The following is a 13659-nucleotide window of genomic DNA, read 5'->3' as shown; positions in this document are numbered from 1 at the left end:
AGCACGAGGCTTGGACGAACCGCGGGGGCAACGGGTTCCCTGCGAACCAACCCCACCGTCCTCGCTGTGGGCATGCGTGCCGCTAGGGGCGGCGCCCGTCCCAAAAGAGCGGCACCCAGCCAGCGCCGGGCTCCGCGACCCACCCGACCCCAGCGCAACGCCGGGCACCCGGAAAACGCCCCAGCCTCCGGCGTCAACGCCGGGCCCCCGGCAAGCAGGGCCGTCACCGCACCCCGTGCTCGGAAACCAACGGCCAATGCCCCTGCAAGGTCCGCACCATCTCCGCGATAGCGGGCCGCCGAGCCGCCCCCGTACGCCACACCGCGTACAACCGCCGCACCGGCATGGGAGCGAGCGGCACCTCGACCACCCCGTCCGGCAGGACCCCCCGCCCCAGCCGGGGAATGAGCGCCACCCCCAACCCCGCCGCGACCAGTGCGACCAACGTCGGGTTCTCGTCCGCCTGGTGGACGATCTCCGGCTCGCACCCCGCCGCCCGCAACGTTCGCACGAGCCAGTCGTGACACACCCGCCCCGGCGGCTGGCAGATCCACCGCTCACCCTGGAGATCCTCCCGCCGCACGGCCGCCCGCCCGGCGAACGGATGCCCGGCCGGCACCAGCAGGTCGCACAGGTCGTCCCCGATCACCGCCTGCTCCACCCCGTCGGGGGCGGGCAGCGGCGCGATGTCCCAGTCGTGCGCGACCGCCATGTCCACCGCGCCCTTGGCGACGAGGTCGACGGAGAGGTGCGGATCGACCTCGGTCAGCCGGGTGTCCAGCGCGGGATGCCGCCGCGCGAGATCCGCGAGCACGCCCGGCAGCAGCCCCCGCGCCGCCGACGCGAACGCCGCCACCCCCAGCCGCCCGGCCGGCAGCCCCCGCCGCTCCTCCAGCTCGGTCTCGGCGCGCTCCACGATCGCCAGCAACTCCCGCGCGGTGGCGGCGAGTCGCTCGGCCTGCTCGGTGAGCCGCACACCCCGGCCCTGCCGTTCCAGGAGTACGGTCCTGGTCTCCCGTTCGAGCTTCGCGATCTGCTGGGACACGGCGGAGGGCGTGTACCCGAGCGAGGCCGCGGCGGCGCCGACGGTGCCGTGGACGGCGACGGCGTGCAGGGCGCGCAGCCGTTGGAGATCGAGCACGGGGCCTCCCGAAGGCGATGGTGACGTACCCACATCACGTAAGCATCGCTACATCCAACCATGCAGGAATCCGTGCTGGTGCTACACGATGTGCGGCCCGATGCTTGATCCATGCGACCCACCCGCATCGCCCTCGCCGTCCTCGTCGCCGCCGTCTGGGGCGTGAACTTCACGGTCATCGAGGTCGGCCTCGACCACTTCCCGCCCCTCCTCTTCTCGGCCCTCCGCTTCCTGGTGGCCGCCCTGCCCGCGGTGTTCTTCGTGGGCCGCCCGAAGGTGGCGTGGAAGTGGATCGTGGCGGTCGGCCTGGTGCTCGGCGTCGCGAAGTTCGGGCTGCTCTTCATCGGTATGGACGCGGGCATGCCGGCCGGCCTGTCCTCCCTCGTCCTCCAGATCCAGGCGGTGTTCACGGCCCTGATCGCCATCGCCTTCCTCGGCGAACGCCTCACCGGCATACGGCTGTTGGGCATGGCGGTGGCCCTGTGCGGGGTGGCCCTGGCAGCGGTGGACGAGGGCGCGGCCGGACCCGTCGGCGCCTTCGCCCTGGTCGTCGTCGCCGCGGCCTGCTGGGGCGTGTCCAACGTCCTCACCCGCAAGGCCTCCCCGCCGGACGCGCTGAACTTCATGGTGTGGGTCAGCACCGTTCCCGTACTGCCGCTCCTCTGCCTCTCGCTCCTCACCGAGGGCCCCTCCCGCGACCTCGCCGCGCTGCGCGCCCTGGACTGGCAGGGCGCGGGCGTCGTGGTCTACGTCGCCTGGATCACGACGGTCTTCGGCTTCGGCGCGTGGGGCTGGCTGCTGCACCGCCATCCCGCGTCGACGGTGGCCCCGTTCTCGCTCCTGGTCCCGGTCTTCGGGATGTCGTCCGCGGCGCTCTTCCTCGGCGAGTCGGTCAGCCCGCTGCGCTGGGGTGCGGCGGCGCTGCTGGTGGGCGGCGTGGGGCTGACCTCGCCGGCGCCCGTGCGCCACCGCGCGAAGGTCCATCTGGCGGACGGTCCCGCACGGCCGCAGACCAAGGAGCCAGCATGACCCCATGGCCGTAGTCGACATCCCCGGTTCCAAGTCCATCACCGCTCGCGCGCTGTTCCTGGCCGCGGCGGCGGACGGGGTCACCACCCTGACCCGCCCGCTGCGTTCGGACGACACCGAGGGCTTCGCGGAGGGCCTGACCCGGCTCGGTTACCGCGTCGGCCGGACCCCGGACACCTGGCACGTCGACGGCCGCCCGCAGGGACCCGCGGCCACCGAGGCGGACGTGTACTGCAGGGACGGCGCGACCACCGCCCGTTTCCTGCCGACGCTGGCCGCCGCGGGCCACGGCACCTACCGCTTCGACGCCTCCCCGCAGATGCGCCGCCGCCCGCTGGCCCCCCTGACGAACGCCCTCCGCGACCTCGGGGTCGACCTCCGGCACGAGGAGGCGGAGGGCCACCACCCTTTGCGGATCGCGGCGGCCGGCGTCGAGGGCGGCGACGTGGTCCTCGACGCGGGCCAGTCCTCCCAGTACCTGACGGCCCTCCTGCTGCTGGGCCCGCTGACCCGCAAGGGACTGCGGATCAGGGTCACGGAACTGGTCTCGGCGCCGTACGTCGAGATCACTCTCGCGATGATGCGGGCCTTCGGGGCGGACGTACGACGGGACGGCGACGTCTTCGAGATCGCACCCGGCGGCTACCGCGCCACCACGTACGCAGTCGAACCCGACGCCTCCACCGCGAGCTACTTCTTCGCGGCGGCGGCGGTCACCGGCCGCGAGGTGACCGTGCCGGGCCTGGGGGAGGGCGCGCTCCAGGGCGACCTGGGCTTCGTCGACGTGCTGCGCCGGATGGGCGCGCGGGTGAGGGTCGGATCCGACGGTACGACGGTCACCGGGACCGGCGACCTGCGCGGCCTCACCGTCAACATGCGCGACATCTCCGACACCATGCCCACCCTCGCCGCGATCGCCCCCTTCGCCTCAGGACCGGTCCGTATCGAGGACGTCGCGAACACTCGGGTTAAGGAGTGCGACCGCCTGGAGGCCTGCGCGGAGAACCTCCGGCGGCTGGGGATCCGGGTGGAGACGGGCCAGGACTGGATCGAGATCCACCCCGGTACGCCGGTCGCGACGGCCCCGGTCACGACGTACGGCGACCACCGCGTCGTCATGTCCTTCGCGGTAACCGGACTCCGGGTGCCCGGCGTCTCGTTCGACGACCCCGGCTGCGTACGGAAGACGTTTCCGGGGTTTCACGAGGCGTTCGCGGCCTGGGCCGAGGTCTGAGCCGGGTGGTCAGTGGGGGGTGCCGTCGATGAGTTCGCGGGCACCCTGGCGCAGCAGGGCGACGGCGACGGAGGTGCCGAGGGTCGCCGGGTCGAGGCGGCCCGCCCACTCGTGGGCGTTCAGCACGGTCTTGCCGTCCGGGGTGAACACGCAGGCCCGCAGCGACAGTTCGCCGCCGCGCTCGGACCTCGCGTAACCGGCGATCGGTGAGTTGCAGTGCCCCTGGAGGACGTGCAGGAACATGCGTTCGGCGGTGGCCTCGCGGTGCGTGGCCGGGTCGCCGAGGCCGCTGACGGTCTCGATGACGGCCGTGTCGCCCTCGCGGCACTGGAGGGCGAGGATGCCCGCGCCGATCGGCGGCATCAGCGTCTCCGGCGACAGGATCTCGGTGATCACGTCCGTCCGCCCGATGCGTTCGAGCCCGGAGGCCGCGAGGAGCAGGGCGTCGGCCTCACCGGCGGCCAGCTTCTCCAGGCGCCGGTTGGCGTTCCCCCGGAACGGTACGCATTCCAGGTCCGGATGCGAGGCCGCGAGCTGCGCGACACGGCGTACGGAGGAGGTGCCGATCCGCGTGCCGGGCGGCAGTTCGTCGAGGGTGAGCCCGACCGGGTGGATCAGCGCGTCCCGGATGTCGTCCCGCGCGAGGAACGCGGCGAACATCGTCCCGGCCGGCAGCGGCCGGTCCGCCGGGATGTCCTTGACGCAGTGCACCGCGAGATCCGCCTCACCGGCCACCAGCGCGGCGTCCACCTCCTTGGTGAACGCCCCCTTCCCCTCGACCTTGGCCAGATCCCCCATCCACTTGTCCCCGGTCGTCTTCACAGGGACGACCGTGGTGCGGATGCCGGGGTGCAGTACGGCCAACTCGGCGCGGACACGCTCCACTTGGGCCAGCGCCATGGGCGAGTCGCGGGAGACGATGCGGAGGGGCTCCGGAACGGACATGACGTTCACGATAGCGGCCCGACGGGGATGCCGAGGTCCACCCTCCGGACCCGGTATGGACGCGGGCGCCGGTGACCGGAAACGATCCTCCCCATGACCTCCCGCTCCTTCCTCATCCTCCATGGCTGGCAGAACCACCAGCCGCACGACCACTGGCAGCACTGGCTGGCCAACCGGCTGACCGGCCTGGGGCACGTCGTCGTGTACCCCCAACTGCCCGACCCCGACGACCCGGACCTCGAGGTATGGCTGACCGAGCTGTCCCGGCACCTCGCCGCGCTGCCCGGCGGCGGCGAGCGCGTGGTGATCGCCCACAGCGCGTCCGTCCTCCTGTGGCTGCACGCGGTCGCCCGCGGTGTCCCGGGGCTCGACGTCGACCGGGTGCTGCTCGTGGGGCCGCCGTCCGCGTCCGTGCTCCTCGGGTACCCGGAGGTCGCGGAGTTCGCCCCGCCCGCGTTCCCGCTCACCCTGCCCGGGCCGACCCGGCTGGTCGCGGGCGACGACGACCCGTACTGCCCCGAGGGCGCCCTCGCGGCCTACGGCGACCCCCTCGGCATCCCCACCGAGATCATCCCGGGCGCTGCCCACCTCGACCTGGACGCCGGTTACGGCTCCTGGCCCGCGGTACTGGACTGGTGCGTCGACGACTCCGCGAAGCTCACGGGCCGTTCGGCGTAGGCGCGGCGTACGCGAGGAACGCGGTCCAGGTGGCGGGGGAGACGGTGAGGTGGGGGAGGGAGGGGGCCTTGGAGTCGCGGATGTGGATGGCGGAGGTGGTGGCTATCTCGACGCAATCACCGCCTGAGCTGTCGCTGTAGCTGCTCTTACGCCACGTGACGGCGGCTTCGAGGCACTCGCCGCCCGTCGAGTCGCTGTAGCTGCTCTTGAACCACATCAGTTCGGTCATAGCTCACCTGCCAACTGCTCGATCAGGCTTAGGGATTCCTCCGGCCGGAGGGCCTGTCGACCGATCATCGCATAGCGCCGTGCCAAGATCCCGACCTCATCCGGCCTGGATACCAGGGTGCTCTGCCCTTCGACTTCCATGTAGACGAGAGTGGTGTCCTCCGGGGTCTCGATCACGGTCATTGGCCCAGGCAGCCCCGCGTGCCCAGCCGTGTCCATCGGCATGACCTGGAGCACCACGTTGGACCTCTTGGCGCAGGCGATGAGGAACTCATACTGCCCGCGCATTGCCTCGGGGCCGCCGATACGCCGTCGCAGCGCCGCCTCTTCGAGGATCACGTTCACGACACACACCGGCTTGCGGTCGAACAGCGCCCTGCGCTCCACCCGTGCCGAGACCAGTTGCTCGACCTCGTCCCCCTCCAACGGGGGGAAAGCGCAGTCCAGTACGGCCTGGGCGTACTCCTTGGTCTGCAACAGCCCGTGGATGAGCTGCGTGCAGTAGGACGACACACTCAACGCCTCCTGCTCCAGCTGCACGAACCCCTGGAAGTGCGCCGGATACCGCTCAAGCCGTAGATACCGCGAGGCCGCCGAAACAAGCCCCCCCGCCTCCAACGCCTTCTCCGCAGCCTCGATGAACTCATCGGTCGCCGGCTTCGCGCACGTCTCGACGGCACTCACCGCCGCGCCCGAGTACGCCATCCGTTCGCCCAGTTCGTTCTGCGAGAGCCCCGCCTTCGTACGCAGTACGCGCAGCACCTCCGCGAAGTACTGCGCGGCAGGCGAGGACGAGTTCTTCTTGGGCTGCCCCATCGCAGCGCCCTCCTCTACACGGCTCTACGCCAATCAACGCGCGCGCAACACCAGTTGCCGTACGCGATGGTCGACGCTCGGTCACTGGTGACGGTAGCGACCAGGGCGGACAGTGGTCTCATGAACACAGAAAGTGACGGCGTAAACCCCCGATCCCGCACCTGGCGGCGGGGGTTCATGCCGGTGGCCGGAAACATCGCCGAGGTCCGGCACGGCGCCCGGATCGTGCTGGCCGGCTGGGCGGTCCCCGACGACACCTGCGAGACGGTCGTGCTGATCGTCTCGGAACTGGCGACGAACGCGGTCCGGCACGCCCGTGTCCCCGGCCGCACCTTCGACGTGGCGCTCACGTACGACGACGGCGGCAAGGCGGTCGAGATCGAGGTCTCCGACGGGTCGCCCCGGCATCCGGTGGTGAGGCCCTTCGACCCCGACGCGACTTCGGGCCGCGGCCTACTCCTTGTCGAGGCGCTGTCCGACGTCTGGGAGGTCCGCGACCGCGAGTTCGGCAAGACCGTCTGGGTCCGGGTCCTCGGCTGACGGGTCCGGCGCGGGGTCGGCCCGGTCGGCCCGCGATCCCCGTAGCTCCGGTGTGCCCGCCGCCACGGCCGCGACCGCGAGCAGGCACAGCACTCCGCCGCTGACCAGCGCGGTCGCGCCGGACGTCCAGCCGGCGACCAGGCCGCCGCGCAGGTTGCCGAGGTTCGGTCCTGCCTGGCCGACGATCTGTTCGGCGGCCGTCACCCGGCCCAGGAGCGCGTCCGGTGTGCGGGTCTGCAGGATGGTGCCGCGGGAGATGACGGAGAAGGTGTCGGCCGCGCCGGCCAGCGCCAACAGGCCAAGGCCCGCCCACGGGTTGGTGACCAGGCCGAACAGCGCGAGCGCGGCTCCCCAGGTCGCCGCGCCGCAGAGCATCACCAGCCCCGGGCGGGCGAGGCGGGTGAGCGAGCCGGACAGGGCCGACGCGGTGATGCCCCCGACGGCCACCGCGGACAGGAACAGGCCCAGGGTGCGCGGATTGTCGCCGAAACGCTCGGCGTTGACCAGCGGGAAGAGGCTCATCGGCATCGCCAGCACGGTGGCGGCCAGGTCGGTGATCAGCGCGCCGCGCACGGCCCGGTGTCCCGCCAGGAAACGCAGCCCGTCGGCGACCCCGCGCAGCCCGGCCCGCGCCAACTCCCCCTCGGGCGGCAGCCTGGGCAGGCCGAAAGCGCCGTAGAACGCCATCCCGAAGCTCAACGCGTCGATCAGATAACAGCCGCCCACACCCAGCAGGCCCACCAGCAGTCCGCCGAGCGCCGGGCCCGCCAGCATCGTCGCCTGGAACGAGACGTGGTTGAGCGCCAGCCCGGCCCCCACCTGCTCCTTGGGCAGCAGCCGCCGGACGAACGAGCCCGCCGCCGGGCCGCCGACCGCCCCGAAGCAGGACTGCGCGGCGACCAGCGCGAGTACGCCGATCACCGGCACATGGCCGAGGAAGCCCTGCACCGCGAGCAGCAGTGAGACGGCCGCCTGCCCGACGGTGCTCACCAGGTAGATCTGCCGCCGGTCCCGCCGGTCGGCCAGCGAACCGGCGAACAGTCCGACCGCCACCATCGGCAGCGCCTGCGCCAGCCCGACCGCACCCGTCCAGACCGTGCTGCCCGTCATCAGCCAGACCTGGTACATGACGGCGACCAACGTCATCATGGCGCCCAGCATGGACACCGTCCGGCCGATCAGCAGCCTGCGGAACGCGGGGGAGGTCCGCAGCGGCCGGACGTCGAGCAGCGTACGGGCCAGAGTCGGTTTCGGGCTCATGAGTGGGCGGCGGGGCGCGGGGGCGAATTCACCGGGCGGAGGTTAACCGGCCGCCCCCGGGTGCGGCCAGTGAATTTGTCCCGGAGCGGCTCTTACTCGCCGTTGCCGTTGCCGTGGAGGTCCAGGCGCCAGTCCTGGCCGATCAGGTCCGCGCCGAAGGAGCGGTGCGGCTTCTCCGAGACCAGGACGAAACCGTGGCGCCGGTAGAGGCGGCGGGCGGCGGTCAGGACGTCGTTCGTCCACAGGACGAGTTCGTGGTAGCCGACACCGCGTGCGAAGTCGATGACCGTGCGCACGAGTTGGTCGCCCACGCCGAGTCCGCGGGTGTCCGGTTCCACGAGCAGGAGGCGGAGGCGGGCCGTGGCGGGCGCGTCGTCCCGTACGCACATCACGCAGCCCACCGGCCGTCCGTGGACCTCGGCGATCCACACGCGCTCCAGGTGCGGGTCGTGATCCTCGGCGAAGTCGGCGACGATCCTTGCCACCAGGCCCTCGTAGTCGGTGTTCCAGCCGTACTCGGCCGTGTAGAGCGCGGCGTTGCGCTGCACGATCCAGCCGAGGTCGCCGGGGCCGGGCTCGCGCAGGGTGACGTCCTCGCGGTGCGGGGCCGCGGTCCGGCTGTCGCCGAGGATCGTGCGTACCGTGCGCATCGCCTCCGCGAGCCGTGGCCGGTCGGCCGGTGCCACGGTGGCGAGCAGCGAGCCGACGGTCTCCCGCGCCCGCTCGTCCAGCAGTCCGGCGGCTTCCCGGCCCCGCGCGGTGAGCGTGACGCGCCGGCGCCGCGGGTCCTTCTCGGACGGGGCCCGCTCGACCAGTCCGTCCTGCTCGAACTTGTTCAGGATGCGGCTCAAGTACCCCGCGTCCAGCGACAGTTCCTCACGGAGGTCGGCGGCGTCCGTACGAGGGCTGTGCGCGAGTTCGTACAGGACACGGGACTCCGTGAGCGTGTACGGGGCGTAGAGGTGGCGGCCGTAGTCGAGGGCGCCGATCACGTTCGTGTAGAACCGGTTGAAGGAGCGGATGTCCTGAACGGTCATGATCGGCCCCGGGTGCTCGGCATTTATCGTTGACTCAGTCAGAGGTTCCTTCCGAGCGTAGGCCGTGCCGGGCCTCGCGTCCACGGGTGGGTTCCACCCCGAGGTGCGGGGTCCGCCGGCCGGTGGTGGGTCGGGGCCGTGCCGGTACCTCCCGCCCGTCGCCGCCGGATCAGACGTCGGGCGAGCACGGAGACCGTCCGGTGACGCGAACGTACGCGACGAGCATCTGGACGTACCGGCACGGCCCCTTCCGTCGTCCTGTGGCTGCGGGGGTGGTGCCTTCGGCCTTTGCCGGGGCTACTTCCGGGGGATTCCCGTCGACCCCCGCACCATCAACTCCCCCCGCACCGTGGCGATCCCCCCGGGCGGCGGCTCCTCGCGGCCCATGGCGATGCGGCCTGCCCGTGCTCCCGCCTCGGACAGGGGCAGGCGGACCGTGGTGAGGGCGGGCACCGCGTCGATGCTGAAGGGGAGGTCGTCGAAGCCGGCGACGGAGACGTCGTCCGGGATTCGTAGGCCCGAGTCCCGCAGGGCGGCGCAGGCTCCCAGGGCGACGGTGTCGTTGGCGGCGACCACTGCCGTCAACGTCGGGTCGCGGCGCAGGAGTTCGAGGGTCGCCTCGTAGCCGGAGCGGCGGTCGTACCGGCCGTGCACGGTGCGCGGCGGGGCGTCCTCGATATCGTGCGCGGCGAGCGCGGCCCGGTGGCCCTCAAGGCGGTGCCGGGTCGTCGTCCGTTCCTCGGGTCCTGCGATGTAGCCGATGCGCTGGTGTCCGAGCCCGATCAGATGCTCGGTCAACTCCTGGCCGCCGCCGCGGTTGTCGAAGGTGAGGGCGATCGCGTCGGCGGCCTCGGGCGAGGGCGGCCGGCCGCACAGGACGACCTTGGAACCGGCCTCCGCCAGCCTGCGCAGCTTCGCGGCGACCGCCGTGGCGTGCACGGCGTCCTCGATCGCGCCGCCGGTGAGGACCACGGCGGCGGCGCGTTGGCGCTGAAGGAGCGTGAGATAGGTCAGTTCGCGCTCCGGGGAGCCGCCGGTGTTGCACACGACGCCCAGGCGCTCCCCGCCCGCGCGCCCCCCGGGCCCGCCGATCTCCGACTGGATCGCGGCCGCCATGATCCCGAAGAAGGGGTCGGCGATGTCGTTGACGAGGACGCCGACGAGGTCGGAGGTCGCCGCGGCCAGCGAACTCGCGGGCCCGTTCAGTACATAGTCCAGCTCGTTCACCGCGCGCAGTACGCGCTCACGCGTGGACGCCGCGACGGGATAGTTCCCGTTCAGCACCCGGGACACGGTCGCGGGTGAGACCTGCGCACGCGCCGCCACGTCCGCCAGGGTCACGGTCATCTCGTCGTCCTCCGGTCGCGCAACTGGTTGATGTCTTGACTGCCGTCGTGGTGGTCGTCATATGCGGGTACATCCGACCCTGACCACGCCCCCCGCGTCCACCCGTCCGACCGATCGAACATCTCCTCCCCCTCTTTGGTCTTGTCCAATTGGCTCGACAGAGGCTAACTTCTACCAGGATAGAAAGCGCTTGCTGGCACGCTCACCAGTTCCTCAGTGGGGCGTACGGGGCGCGGAACCCGCGTACGAAGGGAATGACGTGACACGCAAGACGGTGCGTATCGCCATGAACGGCGTAACGGGGCGCATGGGCTACCGCCAGCACCTCGTCCGCTCGATCCTCGCGCTGCGTGAGGAGGGCGGCCTCGACCTGGGCGACGGCACCGTGCTGTGGCCCGAACCCGTCCTCGTCGGGCGTCGCGAGCCCGCCCTGAAAGCGCTCGCCGAGCGGCACGGCATCGAGGAGTGGTCCACCGATCTGGACGCCGTGCTGGCCGACCCGACCGTCGACCTCTACTTCGACGCGCAGGTCACCTCCGCCCGCGAGGAGTCGCTCCGGGCGGCGATCGCGGCGGGCAAGCACATCTACACCGAGAAGCCGACCGCGACCGGTCTCGACGGCGCCCTGGAACTGGCCCGGCTCGCCCACGAGAAGGGCATCAAGCACGGCGTCGTCCAGGACAAGCTCTTCCTCCCCGGCCTGCTCAAGCTCAAGCGCCTCATCGACGGCGGCTTCTTCGGCCGGATCCTGTCCATCCGCGGGGAGTTCGGCTACTGGGTCTTCGAGGGCGACTGGCAGGCCGCCCAGCGCCCGTCGTGGAACTACCGCGCCGAGGACGGCGGCGGCATCGTCGTCGACATGTTCCCGCACTGGGAGTACGTGCTGCACGAGCTCTTCGGGCGGGTCACCTCCGTCCAGGCCATCGCGGCCACCCACATCCCGCAGCGCTGGGACGAGCAGAACAAGCCGTACGACGCCACCGCCGACGACTCCGCGTACGGCATCTTCGAGCTGGAGAGCGGTGCGATCGCGCAGATCAACTCGTCGTGGGCCGTGCGGGTCAACCGCGACGAGCTGGTCGAGTTCCAGGTCGACGGGACGGAGGGATCGGCTGTGGCCGGGCTGCGCAACTGCCGTGTCCAGCACCGCAGTTCGACCCCCAAGCCGGTCTGGAACCCCGACATCCCGGCCGCCTACTCCTTCCGCGACCAGTGGCAGGAGATCCCCGACAACGCCGAGTTCGACAACGGCTTCAAGGCCCAGTGGGAGCTGTTCCTCCGGCACGTCTACGCCGACGCGCCCTACCACTGGGACCTCCTGGCCGGCGCCCGCGGCGTCCAGCTCGCCGAGCTGGGCCTGCGGTCCTCGGCCGAGGGCCGCCGCCTCGACGTACCGGAGATCTCGCTGTGACGATCCAACTGCCGGACAGTTCAGGGGTGTTGAGAGCGTACGAGCCGCGCTCCGAACCCCTCGCCCTTGCCACCGGCGCCCCGTTCACCTCTCGTGCGGTCTTCTCGGCGGCGCACGTCGTCGCCGATCCGTACGCGGACGTGTCCCCCGACTCGCCCGCCGCCGTCGACTGGGACGCGACCCTCGCCTTCCGCCGGCACCTGTGGTCCCACGGGCTCGGTGTGGCGGAGGCGATGGACACGGCTCAGCGCGGTATGGGGCTCGACTGGGCGGGCGCGGCGGAACTCATCCGCCGGTCGGCCGCCGAGGCCAGGGCGGTCGGCGGGCGGATCGCGTGCGGCGTCGGCACGGACCAGCTCACGGGGGGTTCGCTGGAGGAGGTCCGCAAGGCGTACGAGGAGCAGTTGGCCCTCGTCGAGGAGTCGGGCGCCCAGGCGATCCTGATGGCCTCGCGCGCGCTGGCGAAGGCCGCCGCCGGGCCCGAGGACTACCTGGAGGTGTACGGGCATCTGCTCCGGCAGTCGTCCGACCCCGTGATCCTGCACTGGCTCGGGCCGATGTTCGACCCGGCGCTGGAGGGCTACTGGGGATCGAGCGACCTGGACGCGGCCACCGAGGTGTTCTTGCAGGTCGTCGCGGCCCACCCGGACAAGGTGGACGGCATCAAGGTCTCGCTGCTCGACGCCGGCCGTGAGATCGACATCCGACGCCGGCTCCCGCAGGGCGTGCGCTGCTACACCGGCGACGACTTCAACTACCCCGAGCTGATCGCGGGCGATGAACAGGGCTTCAGCCACGCGCTGTTGGGCATCTTCGACCCGCTGGGGCCACTGGCGGCGAACGCCGTACGGGTGCTGGACACGGGCGATGTGCGGGGCTTCCGTGAACTCCTCGACCCGACCGTCGAGTTGTCCCGGCACCTCTTCCAGACCCCGACCCGCTTCTACAAGACCGGAGTCGTCTTCCTGGCGTGGCTCGCCGGTCACCAGTCGCACTTCACGATGGTCGGCGGACTGCAGTCGGCGCGGTCACTCCCGCACTTCGCCCGCGCCTACGAACTGGCCGACGGGCTGGGCCTGTTCCCGGATCCGGAGCTGGCCGCGACGAGGATGAGGACAATGCTTTCCCTGTACGGAGTGGCCCAGTGAACCTGTCGCGTTTCTCCATCAACCAGATGACGGTCAAGCAGCTGTCGATGCCCGAACTGGTCGATGCCTGCCTCGACCTGGGCGTTCCGGGCGTCGGCCTCTGGCGCGAACCGGTCCAGTCGTACGGGCTCGACGCGACCGCCAAGCTGGTCCGTGACGCCGGTCTTGCGGTGACCACCCTGTGCCGGGGCGGCTTCCTCACGGCGATCGAACCGGGTCAGCGGGCCGCCGCCCTGGTGGACAACCGTGCGGCGGTCGACGAGGCGGCGACGCTGGGTACGGACACCCTGGTTCTCGTCTCCGGCGGACTGCCGGCCGGCAGCAAGGACCTGCACGGCGCGCGGGAGCGCATCGCAGACGCGCTGGGGGAGTTGGGCCCCTACGCGGCGGAGCGGGGCGTGCGGCTGGCCGTCGAGCCCCTGCACCCCATGTTCGCCTCGGACCGCTGTGTCGTCTCGACCCTGGCCCAGGCCCTGGACCTCGTGGAACGCTTCCCCGCGGACCAGGTGGGCGTCACGGTGGACACATACCACATCTGGTGGGACGACACGGCGCCCGCGCAGATCGCCCGCGCGGGCGCCGCCGGCCGCATCCACACCTTCCAACTCGCCGACTGGACAACCCCCTTGCCCGAGGGCGTCCTCAACGGCCGTGGCCAGATCGGCGACGGGTCGATCGACATGCGCGAGTGGCGCTCGTACGTCGAGGCGGCGGGCTACTCAGGCCCCATCGAGGTCGAGCTGTTCAACGAGGAGCTGTGGGCGCGGGACGGGCGCGAGGTTCTGGCGGAGACGGCGGCACGGTTCGCCGAGCACGCCGAGCACGCCGAGCACGCGGGGTAGGGG

Annotated in this window: 14 protein-coding genes; 7 read left to right on the top strand and 7 right to left on the bottom strand. The window is 71.6% G+C overall.

The window, feature by feature from the left end; translation table 11 throughout:
• Nucleotides 1-223: 223 nt before the first annotated feature.
• Nucleotides 224-1141: a LysR family transcriptional regulator gene (locus tag ACIBLC_RS06820; RefSeq protein ID WP_399209650.1), complete on the bottom strand. Its 918-nt coding sequence runs from the start codon at nucleotides 1139-1141 to the stop codon at nucleotides 224-226.
• Nucleotides 1142-1252: 111 nt separating this feature from the next.
• On the opposite strand from ACIBLC_RS06820, the gene ACIBLC_RS06815 reads away from it, so the two are divergent.
• Nucleotides 1253-2170: an EamA family transporter gene (locus tag ACIBLC_RS06815; protein ID WP_399209649.1), complete on the top strand. Its 918-nt coding sequence runs from the start codon at nucleotides 1253-1255 to the stop codon at nucleotides 2168-2170.
• Between the two features lie 4 nt (nucleotides 2171-2174).
• Nucleotides 2175-3404, top strand: coding sequence for a 3-phosphoshikimate 1-carboxyvinyltransferase (aroA, locus tag ACIBLC_RS06810; RefSeq protein ID WP_399209647.1), 1230 nt, complete (start codon nucleotides 2175-2177; stop codon nucleotides 3402-3404).
• Between the two features lie 9 nt (nucleotides 3405-3413).
• Here aroA and hemC read toward each other — a convergent pair whose 3' ends face one another.
• Entirely contained in the window at nucleotides 3414-4349 is a 936-nt protein-coding gene (gene hemC, locus ACIBLC_RS06805) for a hydroxymethylbilane synthase (protein ID WP_399209646.1), read from the bottom strand.
• Between the two features lie 93 nt (nucleotides 4350-4442).
• Between hemC and ACIBLC_RS06800 the strand changes: the two genes are divergently transcribed.
• A complete protein-coding gene (locus ACIBLC_RS06800) occupies nucleotides 4443-5027 on the top strand; it encodes an RBBP9/YdeN family alpha/beta hydrolase (protein WP_399209645.1) in 585 nt (194 codons plus the stop codon).
• Here the strand turns inward: ACIBLC_RS06800 and ACIBLC_RS06795 are convergent.
• A complete protein-coding gene (locus ACIBLC_RS06795) occupies nucleotides 5008-5256 on the bottom strand; it encodes a DUF397 domain-containing protein (RefSeq protein ID WP_399209644.1) in 249 nt (82 codons plus the stop codon). The genes ACIBLC_RS06800 and ACIBLC_RS06795 overlap by 20 nt on opposite strands.
• Nucleotides 5253-6071, bottom strand: a complete 819-nt coding sequence (locus ACIBLC_RS06790) for a Scr1 family TA system antitoxin-like transcriptional regulator (RefSeq protein ID WP_399209643.1) — start codon at nucleotides 6069-6071, stop codon at nucleotides 5253-5255. The genes ACIBLC_RS06795 and ACIBLC_RS06790 overlap by 4 nt, the downstream gene beginning before the upstream one ends.
• 120 nt (nucleotides 6072-6191) lie before the next feature.
• On the opposite strand from ACIBLC_RS06790, the gene ACIBLC_RS06785 reads away from it, so the two are divergent.
• The gene (locus tag ACIBLC_RS06785; protein ID WP_399209642.1) at nucleotides 6192-6611 is read left to right on the top strand and encodes an ATP-binding protein; all 420 of its coding nucleotides are present in this window, start codon (nucleotides 6192-6194) and stop codon (nucleotides 6609-6611) included.
• Here the strand turns inward: ACIBLC_RS06785 and ACIBLC_RS06780 are convergent.
• From ACIBLC_RS06780 to ACIBLC_RS06770, 3 genes are all read right to left on the bottom strand, one after another.
• Nucleotides 6525-7871 carry an MFS transporter gene (locus tag ACIBLC_RS06780; protein ID WP_399209641.1) on the bottom strand — a complete coding sequence of 449 codons (1347 nt, stop codon included), beginning with the start codon at nucleotides 7869-7871 and terminating at the stop codon, nucleotides 6525-6527. The two genes, ACIBLC_RS06785 and ACIBLC_RS06780, sit on opposite strands and share 87 nt — an antisense overlap.
• A 92-nt stretch (nucleotides 7872-7963) precedes the next feature.
• Complete coding sequence (locus ACIBLC_RS06775) at nucleotides 7964-8908, bottom strand: GNAT family N-acetyltransferase (protein WP_399209640.1); 945 nt, start codon at nucleotides 8906-8908, stop codon at nucleotides 7964-7966.
• A gap of 297 nt (nucleotides 8909-9205) precedes the next feature.
• A complete protein-coding gene (locus tag ACIBLC_RS06770; protein ID WP_399209639.1) occupies nucleotides 9206-10255 on the bottom strand; it encodes a LacI family DNA-binding transcriptional regulator in 1050 nt (349 codons plus the stop codon).
• 259 nt (nucleotides 10256-10514) lie between these two features.
• Between ACIBLC_RS06770 and ACIBLC_RS06765 the strand changes: the two genes are divergently transcribed.
• Genes ACIBLC_RS06765 through ACIBLC_RS06755 form a run of 3 tightly spaced genes read left to right on the top strand, consistent with a single transcriptional unit; the run spans nucleotide 10515 to nucleotide 13656 of the window.
• Complete coding sequence (locus ACIBLC_RS06765) at nucleotides 10515-11666, top strand: Gfo/Idh/MocA family protein (RefSeq protein WP_399209638.1); 1152 nt, start codon at nucleotides 10515-10517, stop codon at nucleotides 11664-11666.
• Nucleotides 11663-12814, top strand: a complete 1152-nt coding sequence (locus tag ACIBLC_RS06760) for a dihydrodipicolinate synthase family protein (protein WP_399209637.1) — start codon at nucleotides 11663-11665, stop codon at nucleotides 12812-12814. Before ACIBLC_RS06765 ends, ACIBLC_RS06760 begins: the two co-directional genes overlap by 4 nt.
• A gap of 26 nt (nucleotides 12815-12840) precedes the next feature.
• Nucleotides 12841-13656 carry a sugar phosphate isomerase/epimerase family protein gene (locus tag ACIBLC_RS06755; protein ID WP_399209893.1) on the top strand — a complete coding sequence of 272 codons (816 nt, stop codon included), beginning with the start codon at nucleotides 12841-12843 and terminating at the stop codon, nucleotides 13654-13656.
• The last annotated feature ends 3 nt before the right edge of the window (nucleotides 13657-13659 follow it).

Source organism: Streptomyces sp. NPDC050535, from assembly GCF_044457665.1.
Taxonomy (GTDB): domain Bacteria; phylum Actinomycetota; class Actinomycetes; order Streptomycetales; family Streptomycetaceae; genus Streptomyces.
This window is presented reverse-complemented; position numbering and strand designations above follow the sequence as displayed.